General features: G+C 66.1%; 19 protein-coding genes and 1 other RNA gene. All 20 read left to right on the forward strand.

Annotation, left to right across the window (positions count from 1 at the left end; all coding sequences use genetic code 11):
- The first annotated feature begins 113 nt into the window (after positions 1-113).
- The 20 genes from ACXAJV_RS07335 (at position 114) to ftsZ (ending at position 21,537) form a co-directional block, all read left to right on the forward strand.
- Complete coding sequence (locus ACXAJV_RS07335; protein ID WP_475083696.1) at positions 114-1,028, forward strand: DMT family transporter; 915 nt, start codon at positions 114-116, stop codon at positions 1,026-1,028.
- Positions 1,025-1,690, forward strand: coding sequence for an N-acetylmuramoyl-L-alanine amidase (locus ACXAJV_RS07340; RefSeq protein WP_475083699.1), 666 nt, complete (start codon positions 1,025-1,027; stop codon positions 1,688-1,690). Before ACXAJV_RS07335 ends, ACXAJV_RS07340 begins: the two co-directional genes overlap by 4 nt.
- A 33-nt stretch (positions 1,691-1,723) precedes the next feature.
- Positions 1,724-2,110: RNase P RNA component class A (gene rnpB / locus ACXAJV_RS07345), an RNA gene on the forward strand.
- Positions 2,111-2,415: 305 nt separating this feature from the next.
- Positions 2,416-2,877, forward strand: a complete 462-nt coding sequence (locus ACXAJV_RS07350) for a division/cell wall cluster transcriptional repressor MraZ (RefSeq protein WP_348508632.1) — start codon at positions 2,416-2,418, stop codon at positions 2,875-2,877.
- Positions 2,874-3,878 carry a 16S rRNA (cytosine(1402)-N(4))-methyltransferase RsmH gene (gene rsmH, locus ACXAJV_RS07355; RefSeq protein ID WP_475083703.1) on the forward strand — a complete coding sequence of 335 codons (1,005 nt, stop codon included), beginning with the start codon at positions 2,874-2,876 and terminating at the stop codon, positions 3,876-3,878. The genes ACXAJV_RS07350 and rsmH overlap by 4 nt, the downstream gene beginning before the upstream one ends.
- On the forward strand, positions 3,875-4,261 hold the full coding sequence (gene ftsL / locus ACXAJV_RS07360) for a cell division protein FtsL (RefSeq protein ID WP_475083705.1): 387 nt from the start codon (positions 3,875-3,877) through the stop codon (positions 4,259-4,261). The genes rsmH and ftsL overlap by 4 nt, the downstream gene beginning before the upstream one ends.
- Positions 4,261-6,018, forward strand: coding sequence for a peptidoglycan D,D-transpeptidase FtsI family protein (locus tag ACXAJV_RS07365; protein WP_475083708.1), 1,758 nt, complete (start codon positions 4,261-4,263; stop codon positions 6,016-6,018). The genes ftsL and ACXAJV_RS07365 overlap by 1 nt, the downstream gene beginning before the upstream one ends.
- A gap of 14 nt (positions 6,019-6,032) precedes the next feature.
- Positions 6,033-7,469 carry a UDP-N-acetylmuramoyl-L-alanyl-D-glutamate--2,6-diaminopimelate ligase gene (locus ACXAJV_RS07370; protein ID WP_475084424.1) on the forward strand — a complete coding sequence of 479 codons (1,437 nt, stop codon included), beginning with the start codon at positions 6,033-6,035 and terminating at the stop codon, positions 7,467-7,469.
- The gene (locus ACXAJV_RS07375; protein ID WP_475083711.1) at positions 7,462-8,874 is read left to right on the forward strand and encodes a UDP-N-acetylmuramoyl-tripeptide--D-alanyl-D-alanine ligase; all 1,413 of its coding nucleotides are present in this window, start codon (positions 7,462-7,464) and stop codon (positions 8,872-8,874) included. The genes ACXAJV_RS07370 and ACXAJV_RS07375 overlap by 8 nt, the downstream gene beginning before the upstream one ends.
- A gap of 7 nt (positions 8,875-8,881) precedes the next feature.
- A complete protein-coding gene (gene mraY / locus ACXAJV_RS07380; protein ID WP_475083713.1) occupies positions 8,882-9,985 on the forward strand; it encodes a phospho-N-acetylmuramoyl-pentapeptide-transferase in 1,104 nt (367 codons plus the stop codon).
- A gap of 9 nt (positions 9,986-9,994) precedes the next feature.
- Entirely contained in the window at positions 9,995-11,419 is a 1,425-nt protein-coding gene (gene murD, locus ACXAJV_RS07385) for a UDP-N-acetylmuramoyl-L-alanine--D-glutamate ligase (RefSeq protein ID WP_475083716.1), read from the forward strand.
- Complete coding sequence (ftsW, locus tag ACXAJV_RS07390) at positions 11,416-12,543, forward strand: putative lipid II flippase FtsW (protein ID WP_475083718.1); 1,128 nt, start codon at positions 11,416-11,418, stop codon at positions 12,541-12,543. The genes murD and ftsW overlap by 4 nt, the downstream gene beginning before the upstream one ends.
- Positions 12,540-13,646, forward strand: a complete 1,107-nt coding sequence (gene murG, locus ACXAJV_RS07395) for an undecaprenyldiphospho-muramoylpentapeptide beta-N-acetylglucosaminyltransferase (protein ID WP_475083720.1) — start codon at positions 12,540-12,542, stop codon at positions 13,644-13,646. Before ftsW ends, murG begins: the two co-directional genes overlap by 4 nt.
- The gene (murC, locus tag ACXAJV_RS07400) at positions 13,643-15,049 is read left to right on the forward strand and encodes a UDP-N-acetylmuramate--L-alanine ligase (RefSeq protein WP_475083721.1); all 1,407 of its coding nucleotides are present in this window, start codon (positions 13,643-13,645) and stop codon (positions 15,047-15,049) included. Before murG ends, murC begins: the two co-directional genes overlap by 4 nt.
- Positions 15,046-15,978, forward strand: coding sequence for a UDP-N-acetylmuramate dehydrogenase (gene murB, locus ACXAJV_RS07405; protein WP_475083723.1), 933 nt, complete (start codon positions 15,046-15,048; stop codon positions 15,976-15,978). The genes murC and murB overlap by 4 nt, the downstream gene beginning before the upstream one ends.
- Entirely contained in the window at positions 15,975-16,571 is a 597-nt protein-coding gene (locus tag ACXAJV_RS07410; protein ID WP_475083726.1) for a hypothetical protein, read from the forward strand. The genes murB and ACXAJV_RS07410 overlap by 4 nt, the downstream gene beginning before the upstream one ends.
- 3 nt (positions 16,572-16,574) lie before the next feature.
- A complete protein-coding gene (locus ACXAJV_RS07415) occupies positions 16,575-17,489 on the forward strand; it encodes a D-alanine--D-alanine ligase (protein ID WP_475083729.1) in 915 nt (304 codons plus the stop codon).
- Positions 17,490-17,608: 119 nt separating this feature from the next.
- Complete coding sequence (locus tag ACXAJV_RS07420; protein ID WP_475083732.1) at positions 17,609-18,385, forward strand: cell division protein FtsQ/DivIB; 777 nt, start codon at positions 17,609-17,611, stop codon at positions 18,383-18,385.
- Entirely contained in the window at positions 18,382-19,710 is a 1,329-nt protein-coding gene (ftsA, locus tag ACXAJV_RS07425; protein ID WP_475083734.1) for a cell division protein FtsA, read from the forward strand. Before ACXAJV_RS07420 ends, ftsA begins: the two co-directional genes overlap by 4 nt.
- A 183-nt stretch (positions 19,711-19,893) precedes the next feature.
- Positions 19,894-21,537, forward strand: a complete 1,644-nt coding sequence (gene ftsZ, locus ACXAJV_RS07430) for a cell division protein FtsZ (RefSeq protein ID WP_475083737.1) — start codon at positions 19,894-19,896, stop codon at positions 21,535-21,537.
- The last annotated feature ends 47 nt before the right edge of the window (positions 21,538-21,584 follow it).

Below are 21,584 nucleotides of genomic sequence, written 5' to 3' on the forward strand. Positions count from 1 at the left end.
AAGCTTGACGCGGCGGGAAGGTGCAGCCGGTCCGTCGTGTCAGCCATCCCCCGTTCGGGGGAGCCCGGGATTTGCGCTTGCCCGCCCGGGCGGCGCAGTCCAAGACAATCGCCATGCGGTTGCGCGATTTCCTGGCCCTGTTTGCCGTTTGTGTCGTCTGGGGCATCAATTTCGTGGTGGCCAAATTCTCGGTGACCGGTGCCCCGGGCTGGGTCGACGGGTTCGAGGGCGTGCCGCCCTTCTTCTTCGCCTTCCTGCGCTTTGTTCTTCTCTATGCGGTGCTGGCGCCCTGGCTGCGGCCGATCCCGGCCAAGCTGGGCACGATGATCGCCATCGGCCTGACCATGGGGGCGGGCCAGTACGCGCTGATGTTCCTGGGGCTGAAATGGGCCACGCCCTCGTCGATGGCGATCGCCGTGCAGACCGGCGTGCCCTTCGCCACCATCCTGTCGGTCCTGTTCCTGAAGGAGAAGGTGGGCCTGCCGCGGGTCGCCGGCATTCTTCTCTCTTTTGCCGGTGTGGCGCTCGTGATCGCAAATCCGGCCGAACTCGATCTGTCGGTCGGCCTCATGATCGGTATCGCTTCGGCCTTTGCCGCCGCGGTCGGCATGATCCTGGTCAAGAAGATGCCGCTGGACTCAATCCGCATGCAGGCCTGGATCGGGCTGATCTCCGCGCCACCCCTGCTGGCGCTGTCGCTGACCTTCGAGACCGGGCAGATGCAGTCGGTTGTCAGCGGGGGCTGGGCGATCGGTGCGGCCGTGGCCTTCACCGTCCTGCTGGTGAATGTGTTCGGCCATGGCGTTTTCTACAATCTGCTGCAGCGTTATGACGCGACCCTGATTGCGCCGCTGACCCTGATCGCGCCGCTGATCGGTGTGATCGCGGGACTCACGGTGACGGGCGATCCGCTCGGCTGGCGGCTGATCGCAGGTGGTGCGCTGACGCTTATCGGTGTCGGCATCATCGCCCTGCGCCGGAACCGCAAACTGCCGACCGCCGCGCTGGCGCGGGAGAAGACGCTGTGAAACTGGTTTTCCGGGACACGCCGTCGCCCAACTTCAACGACCGCAAGGGCCCGCTCGCCTATATCGTGTTGCACTATACCGGCATGGAGACGGGGGCGGCGGCGCTGGAGCGGATGTGCGATCCGGATGCGCAAGTGTCGGCCCACTACATGGTCGAGGAAGACGGCACGGTGTGCCGTCTCGTGGATGAAGCGCGCCGGGCCTGGCATGCCGGTGTCAGCTATTGGCGCGGCGAGCGCGACCTGAACTCGGCCTCCATCGGCATCGAGATCGTCAATGGCGGACATGATTTCGGTCTGCCCGGATTTCCCGCCGTGCAGATCGAAGCGGTGATCGCGCTCGCGCGGGACGTGATGGGACGGCATGGGATCGTGCCGCGTGACGTGATCGGCCATTCCGATATCGCCCCCGGGCGCAAGATCGATCCGGGCGAGAAGTTTCCCTGGACGCAGCTGGCGGCGGCAGGCTGCGCGCTGGCGCTGCCGCAGGCGCGCATGGCGGGCGAGCCTGAGGGGCTGCTGGAGCGGATCGGCTACGGGCTGCAGCCGGGCCTGCCGGCGGTGATCGAGGCTTTCCAGCGGCGCTGGCGGCCGGCCCGGGTTGACGGGCAGCTGGATGACGAGACGCGCGATCTCATTGCCCGTGTGGCGTCGGCCGCTTGACGGGCTGACGCGTTTGACCGATCTAGGCGGCGATCAGGTGGCCGGGCGGCCGCGGCGGCAGGTCCGGAAACGGCGCCGTCGAGGAAAGTCCGGGCTCCATGGAGGCAAGGTGCCGGATAACGTCCGGCGGGGGTGACCCCAGGGAAAGCGCAGCAGAGAACAGACCGCCAGGCCCTCGGGCCCGGCAAGGGTGAAACGGTGCGGTAAGAGCGCACCGCCCCGACCGCAAGGAAGGGGGCTAGGCAAGCCCCACCTGGAGCAAGACCGAATAGGGATGAGCGCGGCTTGCCGCACATGTGTCTCCGCATGTCATCCGGGTAGGTCGCACCAGGCCGGCCGCAAGGCCGTCCGCAGATGAATGGTCGCCACCCCGGATTCCGGTCCGGGGGACAGAACCCGGCTTACAGGCCGCCTGATCCTTCTTTTCCATCGCTGGAACCGCACGCTGCACCCATCCGGTCGCTTCGCGGAACTGTCTGTTCCATTCCGGAAATAATCCCGATTTTTGCCCGTGAAACTGGCCATGCCCGGTTTGGCCCGCCCGGGGTCTGTGGATATTAACTTAATGTTCCGCGTCTGTTCTTCTTTTCCTGTGATCTAAATACTTCAGATGGCGTGTTAATCCATGAAAAACGAACCTTTCGTCATTGTTTCCCATGCTGTCCCATGTTATCCCATCATTAACCATGCAGGGTCCGTCCGCATGGGCGCAGGGGGTCAAGCGCGTGTTTCTGTCGACGACGATCAATGGTGTGGACGCAAAGGGACGGGTTTCCGTGCCGGCGGGTTTCCGTGCCGTCGTCAAGAATGACCCCGAGGAAAAGATCTATGTGTGGCCCTCCTTCGAGGGCGGGTATCTGGAAGGCGGCGGGCAGGCCCTGCTCGACCGCTATCTGAACCTGCTCGAGGAGATGGACCCGTATGACGACGCCCGGGCCGCCTTCGAACAGACCATCTTCGGCGATACGCGCGGGCTGGCCTTCGACGGTACCGGCCGTGTCACCCTGCCGAAGGACCTGATCGAGCATGCCGGCCTGGACAGCAAGGCGGCCTTTGTCGGTCTCGGCTCGCGTTTCGAGATCTGGAACCCCGATCGTCTCGCCGAGCGCAAGGCCAATGCCCGTGACTTTGCGCGCGAGAACAAGAAATCGCTGCGCCTGCCGCCCCGCGCGGGAGGTGGCGCATGACCGGTTCGCCGCATATCCCGGTCATGCTGGACGAGGTCCTGCACGCGCTCGAGCCGCGTGACGGTGCGCTCTACATTGATGGCACATTCGGTGCCGGCGGCTATTCCCGCGCCATCCTGTCAGCGGCCGATTGCCGGCTGATCGGCATCGATCGCGATCCGTCCGTCCGCCCCGCTGCCGAGCATCTCAAGCAGGCGGCCGGTGGCCGTTTCACCTTTGTCGAGGCACCGTTCTCGGCGATGGAGGAGGCGGTGCGTGCCAGCGGCAGCACGCATGTCGACGGTATCGTGCTGGATATCGGTGTGTCGTCGATGCAGATCGACCAGGCCGAGCGCGGCTTCTCCTTCCAGAAGGCAGGTCCGCTGGACATGCGCATGGCGGGTTCCGGCCCCACGGCAGCCGATGCGGTGAACCTGCTGAGCGAGCAGGAGCTGGCGGACATATTTTATGTATACGGCGAAGAGCGCCGTTCCCGCCGCGTCGCCAAGTTCATTCTGACCGCCCGCGAAGAGGCGCCGATCGAGACGACGGACCGGCTGGCCGAAATCGTCTCGCGCGCAACTGGCGGAAAACATTCAAAAATCCATCCGGCGACGCGCGTCTTCCAGGCGCTGCGCATTTTCGTCAATGACGAGCTGGGCGAGCTGGCCCGCGCGCTGGAGGCATCCGAGCGCCTGCTGGCGCCGCTCGGGCGGCTTGTCGTGGTTACCTTCCATTCACTGGAGGACCGCATGGTTAAGTCCTTCCTGCGGGCCCGTGCCGGGCTGGCGGGAGGGGGCGGTTCGCGTCATGCGCCAGTCGCCGAAGCAGGCCCCGAGCCGAGTTTCCGTCTCCTGTATCGCAAGGCCGTCGAGGCCGGTGCGGGGGAGGCTGATGCCAATCCGCGGGCCCGTTCGGCCAAGCTGCGCGCCGCCATTCGTACCGAGGCGCCGGCCGTCACTGACGGTCCGGAGTTGTATCGGAGTGTTGTTCCGCTTGCCCGCCTGGAGGCCGCGCTATGATCCGCACGTTCAATGCGATCGCGTTCGTCGTCGCCGCGACGCTGGCAGTGGCACTCTATATCGCCAAGGCCGAGGCGAAGAGCTCGCAGGAGCGGCTTGAGGGTATCCAGGCGCAACTGGCCGAGGAGCGCCGGCAGATCAATGTGCTCAATGTCGAGATCGCCCACCTGGAAGATCCCGAGCGTCTGCGCGCGCTGGCGCGCCGCTATCTCGGCTTCGAGCCGCTGGATCCCTCGCGTGAGGTCAATCTGAGCGATCTTCCCCTGCTGGCCGGCGCCGACGAGCGCCGCGGGACGCTGCGTTCTGACAGCCACATCGTGCGCGAAGAGCGCGTCGAAGGGCTGGCGATGGCCGAGCCGCGTGAAGTGGGAGGCCCGGACTGATGCGCCTCTGGCCGTTCCGCAGGCAGGTTTCCGCCAAGTCGCGCAGTGTTGCGCTGCCGCCGCTGGCCGAGGCTGCGCCGGCGGACATGTCGCGCCTTCTGCGCATCGAGAGCGACGAGACCAAGGCGCTGGACGCGGCCCGTTCGCGCCTGCGCATCATGGGTATGAGCCTGGGCGTCGGCTTCCTCCTGCTCGCCGGCCGCGCGGTGGATATCGCCGTCATGGGGCCGGCCGATGCCGCCCCCATCGCGCGCCAGGCGGTGCGTGCGGAAACGCGTGGCGATCTGTTCGACCGGACCGGCCAGGTGCTGGCAACCACGCTGCAGACCCATTCGCTCTACGCCGATCCCAGCCTGGTCTGGGATGCGCGCGAGACGGCAGAGGCGCTGGCGACGGTTTTGCCCGATGTCGATGTCGATGCGCTGACCGAGGAGCTCGGCGGCCGCGGCCGTTTTGTCTGGGTGCAGCGCAATCTCACCCCGCGCCAGCGTCAGGCCGTGTTCTCGCTCGGCCTGCCCGGGCTGGGTTTCCGCATGGAGCCGCGCCGGGTCTATCCACGCGGCCGTCTCGCCTCCCACATTGTTGGCTATACCGACCGTGACATGGCGGGCCTGGCCGGTGCCGAGCGCGCCTTTGACAGCGCGCTCCTGTCGGGCGACGGGCGTCCGGTGGCGCTGTCGATCGACATGTCCGTCCAGTTCCATGTCGACGAAGTGCTGCGCTCGACCATGGCCGATTTCGAGGCCGATGCCGCCGTCGGCGTGGTGATGAATGTGCGCACCGGCGAGATCCTCTCGATGGTTTCGCTGCCGGACTATGATCCCAACCGTCCGACCGATGCGGATGCCGGAGGGCGCCTCAATCGCGCCGCACAATCGGTCTACGAGATGGGTTCGACCTTCAAGGCATTCACGGTGGCGATGGCGCTGGAAAACGGAACGGCGACGCTGGACAGCGGCTATGACGCGTCCAATCCGCTGCGCATTGGCGGCCACACCATCCACGACTATCACGCCGAGAACCGCCAGCTGACCCTGGCCGAGATCTTCACCCACTCCTCAAATATCGGCTCCAGCCTGATTGCGCTGGAAGCGGGTGCCGAGGCCCAGCGCGGCTTCCTGGGCGATCTGCGCCTTCTGGAGCGTGCGCCGATCGAGCTGGCCGAGAGCGCCGATCCGCTGCTGCCGCGCCAGTGGGGCCCGACCGAAACGGCGACCATCTCCTACGGCCACGGCCTGGCTGTCAGCCCGATCGCGACGATTGCCGCCTTTGCTGCCATTGCCAATGACGGTGTCTACGTGCCGCCGACGCTTCTGCCCGTGGCGGCCGACGAGACCATCGTCGGCGAGCGGGTGATGTCGTCCGAGGCTGCGAGCGCGGTGATCGAGCTGATGCGCGAAAATGTGACGGAGGGTACCGGCGGCTATGCCGAGGCGATCGGCTATCGCGTGGCCGGCAAGACCGGTACGGCGGAAAAGCCCTCGCGCGGCGGCTATGACCGCAACCGGCTGATCTCCTCCTTCTCTGCGGTCTTCCCGTCGGACAATCCGCAATATGCGGTTCTGGTGCTGCTGGACGAGCCGCACGGCAATGAATCGACCTATGGCTACGCCACGGGTGGATGGACGGCCGCGCCCGCGGTCGGCGACATCGTCTCCCGGATTGCCCCCATTCTCGGTGTGGAGCGCGCGGATACCGATCACGGTGAACGCGCGGCCCTGATCCGCGCCGCCCTCATGCCGGAGATCATCCCGTGAAACTGTCAGAGCTGATGCCCGAAGACGAGTTTGCGCCAGAAGACGGCGCCGTCGAGGTGCGCGGCCTGACCCTGGACAGCCGGAAGGTGGAGCCGGGTTTCCTGTTCGCCGCCCTGCCGGGTGTAAAGACGCACGGGCGGGACTTTATCCCCCAGGCCGTCGCTCAAGGCGCGGCCGTGATCCTGACCGAGATTGCCGTTGAGGGGCTGGATATCCCGGTCCTCGTCACGGATGAGCCAGCCGCCGTGCTGGCCGAGCTGGCGGCGCGGTTCTATCCGCGCCAGCCGGAGCATGTGGTGGCGATCACCGGCACCAATGGAAAGAGCTCGACGGTTGAATTCCTGCGCCAGATCTGGTCGACGGCCGGGCATGAGGCGGCCTGTCTGGGCACACTGGGTGTGACCCGCGGATCGGCCCGCGAAGTCACGGGCTATACCACCCCCGACGCTGTCGCCCTGCATCGCGCGCTCGATACGCTGGCGGGCGAGGGTGTGACACATCTGGCGATGGAAGCCTCCAGCCACGGGCTCAAGCAGCACCGTATGGACGGGGTCGCGGTCAGCGTCGGTGCCTTCACCAATCTGACCCAGGATCATCTGGATTATCACCCCGATTTTGCCGATTACTTCGCGTCCAAAGAATTACTCTTTTCCGAGCGCGTTGCCGAGGGTGGCCGGGCGGTTGTCAATGTCGACAGCGAGTGGGGCCGCCGCATGGCCGAGACGGCGCAGCGGCATGGCCTCGACACGGTCACGATCGGCTGGCGCGGGGCGGATCTGTCGATCCGGGAGATCACGCCACGCCCGGCAAGCCAGGATGTCAGCTTCGCCTGGAAGGGTGTCGAGCACAGCCTGGAAATCCCGCTGGTCGGAGAATTCCAGATCCTCAACGCCTTGTGCGCCGCGGCGATTGCCCTGGGTGACGGGGTGAAGGCCGAGTCGGTTCTGGCCACCCTGCGGCAGCTGGAAGGTGTGCCGGGACGGCTGGAAAAGGTTGGCGAGACGCGCGAGGCCGCGCCGGTCCTGGTGGACTATGCCCACACGCCGGACGGTCTGGACAAGCTCTTGCGCGCGGCGCGCCCGCATACGCAGGGCCGTGTCATCGTGGTGTTCGGATGCGGCGGCGACCGCGATCCGTCCAAGCGTCAGAAAATGGGGGCGATTGCGGCCAGCCAGGCCGACCACATCATCGTCACCGACGACAATCCGCGGTCGGAAGATCCCGCGGCGATCCGTGCGGCAGTCCTCAAGGGCTGCCCGGATGCCGAGGAGATCGCCGACCGCAGCGCCGCGATCCGCCGCGGCGTTTCCATGCTGGGCGAGGGCGACTGCCTGCTGATCGCCGGCAAGGGACATGAGACGGGGCAGATCGTGAATGGGACCACACTGCCTTTCGACGACCGCGAGGAGGCCCGCAAAGCTCTGGGGGAAAGGGAGGCCGCGCATGTCTGAACCGCTCTGGACAGCCCGACAGGCCATGGCCGCCACCGGCGGCATGCTGGTCGGCGATACCGGCTGGACCTGTTCCGGCATCTCGATCGACAGCCGTACAATCGAGCCCGGCGATTTGTTCGTTGCGCTGACGGATGAGCGTGACGGCCACGACTTCGCTGCCGGTGCACTGCAAGCCGGCGCCGCGGCCTGCCTGATCTCGCGCGACGATCTGGCGCTGGAGCCGGCACTGCAGGTGAAGGACACGCTGACTGCGTTGCGCAGTCTCGGCGAGGCTGCTCGCGAGCGCTGTGACGCGATCCGTGTCGCGGTGACGGGCAGTGTCGGCAAGACCACCGTCAAGGACGCCCTGGCCGCCGTGTTCCGCGCCGCTGGCCCGGCCCACTGGAGCGTGAAGTCCTACAATAATCACTGGGGCGTCCCGCTGACGCTGGCGCGCATGCCACGCGACACCCGGCGCGCCGTCTTCGAGATGGGCATGAACCATGCCGGCGAAATTCGCGATCTGTCCTCAATGGTCCGGCCGCATGTCGCGATGATCACCCGTATCGCGCCGGCGCATCTGGAAAATCTCGGCTCGGTCGAGGCGATCGCCGATGCCAAGGCGGAGATTTATGAGGGGCTGGAAACGGACGGTGTCGCCATCTATCCCGCCGATGATCCGCAAGCCGAACGTCTGGCGCGCCATGCCCGCCATTCCGGTGCCGCCTTCATGCTGGACTTCGGCACCGCGAAGGACGCCGCCATCCGTATCGAGTCGTTCGAAACGGGGCTCGACGGATCGCGCGGTATTGCCAATGTGCTGGGCATGCGCGTGCCCTTCTCGGTGAAGGCATCGGGCATGCACTGGGCCTGGAATATCGCCGCCATTTTCGCTGCTTCGGCAGGCGCTGGCCTGGATGCCGGTGATGTCGCCGACGCGCTGGCGGGGCTGGAAGCCGGTGCCGGCCGTGGCCGCGTGCTGACCCTGGCGCATCCCGCCGGTGGCAGCTTCACCTTGCTCGATGATGCCTACAACGCCAATCCGGTTTCCATGGCCGCCGCGATCGCGGCACTCGGTGCTGCGCGTCCCGGTGAGGGCGGGCGACGCATCGCGGTGCTGGGCGACATGCTGGAGCTGGGACCGGACGAGGTCGCCATGCATGCAGCGCTCGCCGAACCGCTCGAAGCGGCCGGTGTCGACCAAGTCTATGCGTGTGGCAGCCGGATGCGCAGCCTCCACGACGCCTTGCCCGCGACCCGCCGCGCAGGCTATGCGGCAAATGCGGACGAGGGGCTCGACCTGATCAGGGCAGCAATCCGGCCGGGGGATGTCGTGCTTGTCAAAGGGTCGAATGCCTCCGGTCTCCACAGGATTGCCGCATATCTGGCCGACGGTTCCGCACTTGGATTGACGGAGGCCTGATCCGCCCATGCTGTATTTGTTGTTGTCGCCGCTGGCTGAAGACCTCCAGCTGGCCAATTTGTTCCGCTACATCACCTTCCGCACCGGCGGCGCGCTGATGACGGCCATGCTGATCGCTTTTGTGCTCGGCAAGCCCATGATCGCCTGGCTGCGCAGGAAGCAGGGCAAGGGCCAGCCGATCCGGGCCGAGGGCATCGAGCGTCACGTCGTCGAGAAGACGGGAACGCCGACCATGGGCGGTTTCCTGATCCTGCTTGGTGTGATGGTGGGCACGCTCCTGTGGGCGGACCTGTCGAATGCCTATGTCTGGATCGTCATCTTCGTCACGGCCGGTTTCGGCGTGATCGGTTTCATCGACGATTATCTCAAGGTCACCAAGCAATCGACCGCAGGCTTTTCCGGCCGGCTGAAACTGGCGGCGGAATTCATCATTGCACTGGTCGCGGTTGTCTGGGCGACTGTGACGGCGCGGGGCCTTGGCATGGAGACCGGGATGTCGACCTCGGTCGCCTTTCCCTTTTTCAAGGACCTGGTGATCAATGTCGGTCCGCTCTTCTACGCCTTCGGCTGTATCGTCATTGTCGGCGCGGGCAATGCGGTGAACATGACAGACGGTCTGGACGGTCTGGCTATCGTTCCCGTGATGATCGCCGCGGCGACCTTCGGCGTCATTGCCTATGTTGTCGGCCGGGTCGACTTTGCCGAATACCTGCAGGTCCACTACACCGCAGGGACGGGCGAACTCCTGGTTTTCTGCGGCGCGCTGATCGGCGCCGGGCTGGGCTTTTTGTGGTGGAATGCACCGCCGGCCATGGTCTTCATGGGCGATACCGGCTCGCTGTCGCTGGGCGGCGCGCTGGGTGCCATCGCCGTCGCCGTGAAGCACGAGATCGTGCTGGCGATTGTCGGCGGGCTGTTCGTGCTCGAGATCGTCTCGGTGATGGTGCAGGTCGCGAGCTTCAAGCTGACTGGAAAGCGCGTCTTCAAGATGGCGCCGATTCACCACCATTTCGAAAGGCATGGCTGGGCCGAACCCACCATCGTCATCCGTTTCTGGATCATTGCCGTTGTGCTCGCATTGATTGGACTTGCAACCCTGAAGCTGAGATAACGGCCATTCATGATCCCGATCCACGCTTATGAAGGCCGCCGTGTCGCTGTGTTCGGATTGGGGCGCACAGGCATAGCCACGGCCAAGGCCCTCGCCGCAGGCGGAGCGGACGTATCCTGCTGGGATGACAGCGAGGCTGCGCGCGACCGGGCCGTGGCCGCCGGCCTGCAACCGGACGATCTCAACCGGCGCGACTGGGGCGATATCGCTGCGCTGATACTGTCGCCGGGCATTCCGCTGACCCATCCCAAACCGCACCGCGTGGTCGAACTGGCCAATAGTGTCGGTGCGCCGGTGATCGGCGATATCGAGCTGTTCGCCCTGGCGCTTCGCGACGTGCCAGAGAAGCGCCGGCCGAAAGTGATCGGCATTACCGGCACCAACGGCAAGTCGACCACGACCGCACTGGTCGGCCATATCCTGCGCGAGACCGGCCGCAAGACCGTTGTCGGCGGCAATATCGGTGATGCCATCCTGGCGCAGGATCCGCCCAGCCCGGGGGTTCACTATGTGCTGGAACTGTCTTCTTACCAGATCGACCTGACGCATTCGCTCGCCTGCGACGTCGCAGTGCTGCTCAACATCACGCCGGATCACATCGACCGGCACGGCGATTTCGACGGCTATTTCCGCGCCAAACAGCGCCTGTTCGACATGCAGGCGCCGTCAGGCCATGCCGTGATCGGTATCGACGACAACGAGACGGCGGCCTTCTTTTCCCGGCTGCGGCAGACCCGCCGCGAGGAACAGGTCGTGCCGATCTCGTCCGGCCGCGTGTTTGCCCGCGGCGTCTACGCGCTGGCCGACCGGGTGTATGACGCGCTGGATACGGCCTCGCATCCGGCGGTCGATCTGAAACGGGCACCGGCCCTGCCGGGACGCCACAATGCCCAGAATGTCGCCGCAGCGCTGGCGGCCGTGCGGCTGATGGGCGTGTCGGCCCGCGCCGCGGCCGAGGCGATCTATACCTTTCCCGGCCTGCCGCACCGCCAGGAAAGCGTCGCGACCCTTGGCGGCATCCGCTTCGTCAATGACAGCAAGGCGACCAATGCCGAAGCCGCCATCCAGGCGCTCACCTGCTATGACAGCATCCGCTGGATTGTCGGCGGGCGGGCCAAGGAGGGCGGGCTGAAAGCCGCCATGGGTGCGGCCGGCCGGATCGCGCACGCCTATCTGATCGGTGAGGCCGAAGAGCGCTTCGCCGGCGAGCTGGACGGCCAGATCCCGTTCACACGCTGCGGCACGCTGGAAGCCGCTGTGGCGGCTGCGGCCCGCGATGCCTGGGCGGAGGGCCGCCCCGGTGAAGTGGTGCTGCTGTCCCCGGCCGCGGCCTCTTTCGACCAGTTCGCCTCCTATGAAGCGCGCGGCGATGCTTTCCGCACAATCGTCTCCGGCCTCACCGTGCCGGCCGATACGGCGGAGCAGGTCTCGTGATCCTGGATATCTCCAGGGGGCTGGGCACATGGTGGCGCGGCATCGACCGGACATTGCTGGTCGTGGTCATCGCGCTCATCGTGATCGGCCTGATCCTGTCCATGGCCGCCAGCCCGGCTATCGCCGGACGGATCGGCATCGACGATCCCTTTCACTTCTTCTACCGCCAGAGCGTGTTCGCGGTGATCGGTCTTGTCGGCATGCTGGGCGTGTCGGCGCTCAATCCCAAGGGCGCGCGGCGGCTGGCGGTGATCGCGCTGGGCTGTTCGCTTCTGCTGATGGTGGCGACCATCTTCATCGGCAATGAGGTGAAGGGCGCGACCCGCTGGATCCGCGTCGGCCCGCTCTCCCTGCAGGCGTCGGAGTTTCTCAAACCGGCCCTGATCGTCACGGCGGCCTGGCTGTTTGCCGAGGAAAAGCGCGGTGCGCCGATCCCGGGGCGGGCGATCGCCTTCGGCATCTATATCGTGTCCATCGGCCTCTTGATGGCGCAGCCGGATTTCGGCCAGACCGTACTGCTCACCCTGTGCTTCGGCGGCGTTTTCTTTGCCTCCGGCCTGTCCTGGCTGTGGGTGGCGGTGCTGGGCGGGCTGGCGGCGACCGGCTCGACGCTGGCCTATTTCACCTTCCCGCACGTGGCCAGCCGGGTCGACCGCTTCATCAATCCGGACAGTGGCGATACCTACCAGATCGACCAGGCCATCGAGGCGATCTCGCGCGGCGGGATTGCCGGTGCCGGGCCGGGCGAGGGCGAGGTGAAGAACTTCCTGCCCGACGCCCATGCTGACTTCATCTTCGCCGTTGCGGCCGAGGAATTCGGTCTGATGGCCTCACTCGCCATTATCGGCCTGTTTGCGATCCTCGTTGCGCGCGCGTGGACCCAGGCGATGCGGCTGCAGGACAATTTCGCCCAGCTGGCGGTGGCCGGGCTGGCGCTGCAATTTGCACTCCAGGCGCTCGTCAACATCGGCGTGAACTTGAACCTCATCCCGCCCAAGGGCATGACTTTGCCCTTCGTATCCTACGGAGGGTCCTCCATGCTTGCGCTCGCCTTCGGGGCCGGCCTTCTTCTGGCTTTCACCCGCCGCCGTCCCGGCGCCTATTCGCTGCGGCATTCGTCATGACGCCGCGCCGCTGTCTGATTGCCGCCGGCGGGACCGGCGGGCACATCTTTCCGGCACGCGCCGCGGCCGATGCGCTGATCGCGCGCGGCTGGCAGGTGCGCCTGGTCACCGATACGCGCGGCCTGCGGCATGCGGCGGATTTTCCGGCGGTCGCGGTCGATGAAGTCCATGCCGCCAGCCCGTCGACGAAAAACCCGGTCAAGCTCGCCAAAGCGGCCGTTGAGCTGACCCAGGGCCTGGCCCAGACGCGCGGCATCGTGCAGCGCTGGAAGCCGGATGTGGTCGCCGGATTTGGCGGCTACCCCGCCTTTCCCGCTCTTGGCGTGGCGCAGTCGATGCGTATCCCCTTTGCCATTCATGAGCAGAATGCGGTGCTGGGCCGGGTCAATCGCATGTTTGCGGCCCGCGCCGGCTTTGTCGCCTCCGGTTTCGAGCGCCTGGACCGGCTGCCGGAGAAGGCCCGCAAGTGTCACATCCTCACCGGCAACCCGCTGCGCACCCCCATCGTCGAGGCGCGGGCAGCCGGCTATCCGGCGCTGACAGCCGGCGGGCGGATCAACCTGCTCGTGCTCGGCGGGTCGCTGGGCGCACGCATCCTGTCGGAAACCGTGCCGGCGGCTGTGGCAAAACTCCCGGAAAAGCTGCGATCTCGCCTTGATGTCGTCCAACAGACCCGTGAGGAATCTCTTCCCATGGCCCGCGAGACCTATGCCCAAGCCGGCGTCAACGCCACCTGCGAACCCTTCTTCGAGGATGTCGGCGCGCTTTATGCGGCCAGCCATCTCGTGATCGGCCGCTCCGGTGCGTCCACCGTGTCGGAAGTGGCCGGCGTGGGACGCCCGGCGATCTTTTGCCCGCTCGCCATCGCAACCGACGATCACCAGGCCGCCAACGCGGACGGGCTGGTGCAGGCCGTCGCGGCCGACATGCTGCGCCAGGCCGACTTCACGGCCGATCGCGTCGCCAGACTGCTTGAAACCCGCCTTACCAACCCCGAAGACCTGGCCGAACGGGCCGCCGCAGCCCGCACGCTGGGCCGGCCCGATGCCGCGGAAACGCTGGCGAAATCGATCGACGGCCTGGTGCGAGGAGCGCTCGTATGAAATTTGCCGCCCTGCCTTTCCCTGTCGGTCCTGTCCATTTCGTCGGTATCGGCGGCATCGGCATGAGCGGCATTGCCGAGGTCATGCTGAATCTCGGCTATCAGGTGCAGGGGTCGGACATCCGCGCCAATCCGAATGTCGAGCGTCTGGAAGGCCTGGGCGCGCGGGTCGCGATCGGTCATGCGGGCGAGAATGTCGAGGGCGCTGGCGCCGTCGTCGTCTCCTCCGCGATCAAGCCGGACAATCCCGAACTCGTCGCGGCGCGGGCCAAGAAAATCCCTGTCGTGCGCCGCGCGGAAATGCTGGCCGAGCTGATGCGGCTGAAATTCGCCGTCGCCGTCGGCGGGACCCATGGCAAGACCACCACCACCTCGCTGGTCTCGGTGCTGATGGATGCGGCCGGCGTCGACCCCACCGTGATCAATGGCGGCATCATTTCCGCCTATGGCTCCAACGCCAAGATGGGGCTGGGCGACTGGATGGCAGTCGAGGCGGATGAGAGCGACGGCTCCTTCCTGAAGCTGCGTTCGACCGTGGCCATCGTCACCAATATCGACCCGGAGCATATGGAGCATTACGGCACGTTCGACGTGCTCCGGCAGGCCTTCTTCCAGTTTGTGGAGAACCTGCCCTTCTACGGCTTCGCTGTCCTGTGCACCGATCATCCCGAAGTGCAGTCGCTGGCCAGCCGCATCGAGGACCGCCGCGTCATCACCTATGGCAAGAACCCGCAGGCCGATGCGCGTCTGGAAAATCTGCGCATGGAGCCGACCGGCTCGACCTTCGACATCACCTTCCGCCTGCGCGGCCAGGCGCCGGAGACCTGGCGCGAGATCGTTCTGCCGATGATGGGCGAGCACAATGTGCTCAACGCCGTTGCCGCGCTGGCAACCGCGCGCGAGCTGGGTTTGACGGAAGACGCCGCCAAGGGCGCTCTGAAAGGCTTTGGCGGGGTGAAGCGCCGCTTCACGCAGACCGGCAGCTGGAAAGGCGCAACCATTATCGACGATTACGGCCACCACCCGGTCGAGATCGCCGCCGTGCTGCGTGCTGCGCGCCAGGCCGCGACCGGCAAGGTGATCGCGGTGATGCAGCCGCACCGCTACTCCCGCCTGCGCGACCTGTTCGAGGATTTCTCGACCTGTTTCAACGATGCCGACAGCGTGCTGGTCGCTCCCGTCTATGCCGCCGGCGAGGGCCCGATCGAGGGGGCCGACCGCGACCATCTCGTTGACAGCCTCACCGCGCATGGCCATCGCGACGCCCTGGCCATCACCCGTGACAATGTCGCTGCGGAAGTCGCAAAACGGGCCGGCGAGGGCGATGTCGTCGTCTGTCTCGGCGCCGGCGACATCACGCAATGGGCCTATGCGCTTCCGGGTGAGCTGGAGGCGTTGGGGTGAGCCTTCTCGCCCAGCTCCCGCCCGTTCGTGGCAAATATATCGAGCAGGCGCCGCTCAAGGATATCACCTGGCTGCGTGTGGGCGGCCCGGCGGATGTGCTCTACCTGCCGGCCGATGAGGCTGACCTGGCGCGCTTCCTGGCCGAGACACCGGACGAAATCCCGGTTCATGTCCTGGGCGCCGGATCGAACACGCTGGTGCGCGATGGCGGTGTGCCGGGGGTGGTGATCCGGCTCGGTCCGCCCTTCGCGAAGACGGAGGCTCTCGATGGCAATCGTCTGCGCGCCGGCGCCGGTGCGCTGGATCGCATGGTCGCAAAGGCTGCTGCCAAGGCGGGGCTGGCGGGTATGGAGTATCTGATCGGCGTGCCGGGCACGATCGGCGGCGCCCTGCGCATGAATGCCGGCTGCTATGACCAGGAAACCGCCGATGTGATCGTCGAGGCCGTGGCGCTGGACCGTTCGGGCCGGCGCATTATCGCGTCGCCGGACGAGCTGGCCTATTCCTATCGTCATTGCGAGGCGCCGGAGAACTGGATCTTCACCGAAGCCGTCTTCCAGGGAACGCCGGACGAGCCCGCCGCCATCGAGGCGCGCATGGGCGAGATCTCCGCCCGCCGCGAACAGACCCAGCCGATCCGCGAGAAAACGTCCGGCTCAACCTTTGCCAATCCGGACCCGCCCGGCACGCCGGACCAGCGCAAGTCCTGGCAGCTGATTGACAGTGTTGGCGGCCGCGGATTCTCCGTCGGGGGCGCACGGTTTTCCGAACAGCACTGCAATTTCCTGATCAATGACGGTTCCGCCACAGCGGCCGATCTGGAAGAGGTAGGCGAGACGATCCGTGCCCGCATCCGCGAGATGCACGGTATCGACCTGCGCTGGGAAGTGCGGCGCATCGGCAAGAGCCAGGAGGATCAATCCGAATGACCCAGGATTTCATCACGGCCGTCGAGCCGATCCGCAACCAGTATGTGAACGGTTTTGCGACCTGGCTGGCCGATAAGGTCAGGGCCTATCCCCAGGGCGCCGGCGAATATCTGTTCGAGATCCAGGCGCAGACCAATTTTGCGCGCAAGCTCTGCCGCGTCGATTTTGTTTCGGCCCCGGGGGACAACGCGCCGCCGCATGAATACAGCCTCAAATCCATGCTCGGCTTCACGCCGATGTCCGACCGGATCGACGGGGTCGAGGTCCAGCTCAATCCCTTCCGCTGGGACAGCGCCGTGGTCGAGATTCCCGGCGCGATCTGGGATCGCGACAAGGTGATCGAATGGTTCAATCGCTGGTTCGGCTTCAACGGCAAGACGCCCTGGGTCACCGTGCGCGACAAGCCGAGCGGCGTGTTGCACATCTGCGCCTGGGTCGAGCCGGGCATGCTGCGGATCGATTTCGGTTCTGCGCCGACGGAGGCCCTGGCCGAACTGATCCCGATCGCCCGCGACAGCGGTGCGCAGCTGATGTCCATCCGCGATGCCAGCCAGATGGCAGCCCGGCCCGATGCCGGCCACGTGATAGGCTAGATCATGACGAAACGTATCGCCGTCCTGCTGGGCGGTCTGTCTCCGGAACGCGATGTGTCCCTGGTCTCCGGCGCGGCCTGTGCGAAGGGGTTGCGCGAGAAGGGGTATGACGTCGTCGAGATTGATGCGGGCCGCGACCTTTTTCGTCAGCTGGACGAGGCGGCTCCGGACATCGTCTTCAACGCGCTGCACGGCGAATGGGGCGAGGACGGGCTGGTGCAGGGCGTGCTGGAGCATTTCGGCAAGCCCTACACGCATTCCGGCGTGCTGGCCTCGGCGCTGGCCATGGACAAGCAGAAGGCCAAGGACGTGCTGCGCGCGGCCGGCATTCCCTGTCCGGAAGGCTTCATCGCCAACCGGTTCGAGGCGGCCAAGGCGCATGCCATGAAGCCGCCCTATGTCGCCAAGCCGAATGCCCAGGGATCGTCGGTGGGGGTGCATATCGTGCTGGAAGGTGCCAACCGGCCGCCGGCCGAGCTGGGTTCGACCGCCTGGGCGCTGGGCGAAGAGATTCTGATCGAACGCTACATTCCCGGCCGTGAGCTCACGGTCGCCGTGATGGAAGACCGGGCGCTGTGCGTCACCGAAATCGTGCCCAAGACCACTTTCTACGATTATGACGCCAAGTACGCTGCAGGTGGATCCGATCATATTTTACCGGCACCGGTGCCGGGAGACGTCGCAGAGCGGGCCTGTGAACTGGCGTTGAAAGCCCATGCAGCCTTGGGATGCCGCGGTTTGACGCGGTCGGATTTCCGTTACGATTCCACGTCCGAAGAACCGCTATGGTTACTCGAAATTAACACCCAACCGGGCATGACTCCGACATCTCTTGCGCCCGAACAGGCGCAGTATTGCGGCATCGCCTTTGGCGATCTCGTGCAATGGATGGCGGAGAATGCGTCGTGTCGAAGGTGAGGCGCGGCGGGTCGCGTAAGACGACCCGGCGCACGTCCAAACCCCGATCCGCCGCGGTGTCCGCACCGCGGCGTTTGCGTAACTGGGCCGAGGCCCGGATCCGGGGTGCGAAATACCGTATGGCGAAGACAGCCCGTCTCGGCGGGCTGGCGGTGACAGGCCTGGTGGCGGTCACCGTGGGCGGACTTGCGCTCTTCGGCCAGCTCGACGACGCCGCCATCGAAGTCCGCGACTTTGCCGGTCATCGCCTGTCCGGCGTCGGTTTTGCCGTTCGTGCCGTCGATGTCACCGGTGCCAGCGGCGCCGATGCCCATGCCATCGTGCAGGCCAGCGAAGTCTATGACGGCCAGCCGATCTTCGCCGTCAATCCCGATATTATCCGTCGCCGCGTCGAGGCGCTGCCAGCCGTTCGCCGCGCCACCGTCGCGCGCCTTCTGCCGGACCGGATCGCGATCGTGGTCGAGACCCGCGAGGCCTACGCCCTCTGGCAGGTCGATGGCGATCTGCGCGTGATCGACCGCCATGGCGTCGTGCTGGCCCATGCCGACCCGATGAACCCTTTGCCGCTGCCGCTCGTTGTCGCCGAAGGTGCCAATGAAGCGGTCGTCGAGATCGTCGAGGCGCTCGACAACTATCCCATCGTCCGCGACCGCGTCGTCGGTGCGGTGCGGGTGGGTGAGCGCCGCTGGAATCTTCGCCTGGACAGTGGCGCCGATGTGAAACTGCCCGAAGGCGATGTTACTGCCTCGATCGCCATCCTGGCGCGGCTGCAGGCCGAGCGGGGCGTGTTGCGCCTGGCGGCAGAGAGTTTCGATCTGCGGGGGGAGGGCGATCTGATCGTCCGCGCCCGGCCGGACCGCGCGCAGGCGGCGGGATTGCGGGAGCGTGAAGCGTGAGTGTGCTGGATTTCTTTCGGTCGCGGCAGGCGGACTCGGTAACCGGCGGCAAGGCTGCGGGCGGTGTCTGCGCGGCACTGGACGTCGGGTCGTCCAAGATTGCCTGCTTCATTGCCCGGACCGATCAGACGGTGTCCGGACCCCGGCCGCGCGTCGTCGGTGTCGGCCACCAGTCCTCGCGCGGTGTGCGCGCCGGCGCCGTTGTCGACATGGACGCTGCCGCTGAAGCCATTCGCGCTGCGGTCGAGCAGGCCGAGCGCATGGCCTCCCAGGCCGTCAGCTCCGTCACCGTCACGCTGTCGTCCGGACAGCCCAGCTCGACGCGCATCGCCGCTGAAATCGACCTGCCGCAGCGTGAAGTTACCGAGCGCGAACTGCGCCGACTGCTCGATGGCGCGCTGAGCGAATTCGATGCCGAGGACCGGGTCGTGCTCCACGCCATCCCGCTGTCCTGGTCGGTCGACGATCATCGCGGCATTCGCGATCCGCGCGGCATGTTCGGCCGCACGCTGGGTGTGGAAGTGCACGTGATCACGGCGGCCATTGGCCCGCTGCGCAATCTTCTGACCTGTGTCGAGCGCTGCCATTTCGACCTGCGCGGCGTGGTCGCCACGCCCTATGCCTCCGGCCTTTCTGCCCTGGCCGATGATGAAGTCCAGCTGGGGGCGACCCTGATCGATATGGGTGCCGGCGCGACAACGGCGGCCGTGTTCGCCGAAGGCGCACTCCTGCATATCGACGCGGTCCCCGTGGGCGGGTCGCATGTCACCTCTGACGTGGCGCGCGGCCTGTCGACGCCGCTGGTGGCGGCCGAGCGCCTGAAGACGCTCTACGGCTCGGCGCTGGACAGCCCGGAAGACGACCAGCAGATGATCGAGGTGCCCTCGGTCTCTGGCGAGAATGGTGCGATGTATGACAGCGCGCCGCGCTCCCTGCTCAACTCCATCATCCGGCCGCGCCTGGAAGAGACGTTCGAACTGATCCGCGACCGTCTGGATGCGGCGGGTGTGGGCAAATCCTCCGGCCGCCGCCTGGTGCTGACCGGGGGCGGGGCGCAGATGCCCGGCGCCGGCGAGCTCGCCGCGCGGGTGTTCGGCAAACAGGTCCGCATCGCCGGCCCGACCGGTGTGACCGGCCTGGGCGATGCCGTCTCCGGACCGGCTTTTTCGGCTGTTGCCGGCATTGTACGCCGTGAGACACGCGGTGCAGCCGAGGCGATTTCCGGTCCGCCGCGCATGGGCGGTTTTACCGTCGAGGCGCGCCGCAGCCGTGCCGAAGCGGGTTCGGCCGGTTCGATGTGGCGCTGGTTTGCCGAAAGCTTCTGATCATCCGTGCGCGGAAAGGCGCCGGCATCCGGTGGTGCTGATCGCCGGTACTCAATTATGACCTGTGAAGGGCAGGCATTTTTGCCGCGCGCCGCAGGAACTTAACGCCTGATTAAGCGTCTTTGATAGAGACTGCCGACTCAAGAGCCCGTTAACCTTACCGCTTCATGCATGGGGTCCCACATGACGCTGAATCTCTCCATTCCTGAAACAACCGAATTGCGGCCTCGGATCGTCGTATTCGGTGTCGGTGGCGCCGGGGGGAATGCGGTCAACAACATGATCGAGTCGAGCCTTGAGGGTGTCGACTTCGTTGTTGCCAATACCGACGCGCAGGCGCTGACGCGCTCAAAGTCGGAAAAGCGTATCCAGATGGGCGCGGCGATCACCGAAGGCCTGGGCGCGGGCGCCCGGCCGGAAGTGGGCGAGCAGTCGGCTGAGGACTCCATCGACGATATCCGCGAGCATCTGGCCGGTGCTCACATGGTTTTCATCACCGCCGGCATGGGCGGCGGCACAGGCACGGGCGCGGGACCGGTCGTGGCACGTGCCGCACGGGAAATGGGCATCCTGACCGTCGGCGTGGTGACCAAGCCGTTCCACTTCGAAGGCTCGCGCCGCATGAAACTGGCCGAGGCCGGCATCGAGCAGCTGCAGGAACATGTCGATACGCTGATCGTCATTCCGAACCAGAACCTGTTCCGCATCGCCACCGAGAAGACGACCTTCGCGGAAGCCTTCTCCATGGCCGACCAGGTGCTGCATTCCGGCGTACGCGGTATTACCGACCTGATGGTCATGCCGGGCCTGATCAATCTCGACTTCGCCGATGTGCGTGCGGTGATGAACGAGATGGGCAAGGCGATGATGGGCACGGGCGAGGCTTCCGGCGAGAAACGCGCCGTCGACGCCGCTCAGGCCGCCATCTCCAATCCGCTGCTGGACGATGTCTCGATGAAGGGCGCCACAGGCGTTCTGATCAACATCACCGGTGGCTATGACATGACCCTCTACGAGGTCGATGAAGCCGCCAACGAGATCCGTTCGGAAGTGGATCCGGAAGCGAACATCATCGTCGGCTCCACCTTCGACGAGACCATGGAAGGTTCCATGCGGGTCTCTGTCGTTGCAACGGGTATCGATGCCGAAGCCGTTGTGGTGACCGATACGCGCAATCGCCAGCGCAGTGCGCCGCAAACCGCGGAACGCTCCAGCCCGAACGATGCGATCCTGCCGTGGAAACGCACCGGGTCCGATCGTCCGGGCCGTGTCAATCCGCCGGCCGCGACCGAGCGCACGGTCGCAGCGCGTCCGGAGCCGGTCGAGACACGCTCCGAAACGCGTGAAACGCCGGAAGCCGAAATCGAGCCGCAAGCCGAACCGCTCAAGCGGGCGGTTGGCGCCGAAGACCTGTCCGATGCGGTTGCCGATACCAAAATAACGCGCGACAGCGATCCCTATGTGATGGAAAATCGTCCGGTTGCGATCACCGAGACGCGGGTCGAGGTGCAACAGCCGCAGGTCCTGCGCGATCAGGCGCGACTGGCTGAAGAGGCTGCCAGTCTGAACGCGCGTTACGAGCAGCGCCGCGCCACCACGGCAGACCAGCCGGATGCCGCCGAGGATGATGATGAACCCAAGCGCGGTTTCTCGCTCTTCGGTCGCCGCCGCAAACCGGCCGAGCCGGTTCCGAACAAGGCCGCGCCCGTGACCAAGACGGCACCGGTCCAGACCTCCCAGCCGCGCGCATCGGGCGATCTGTTCGGTGACAGCCTGGAAGAAGGCGATCTGGAAATTCCGGCCTTCCTGCGTCGCCAGGCAAACTAGGCTAACACATTGAATTTCTAGATGGCCCGCTGGCAGCCGCCGGCGGG

This window comes from Maricaulis sp. ABE4_448 (assembly GCF_056160825.1).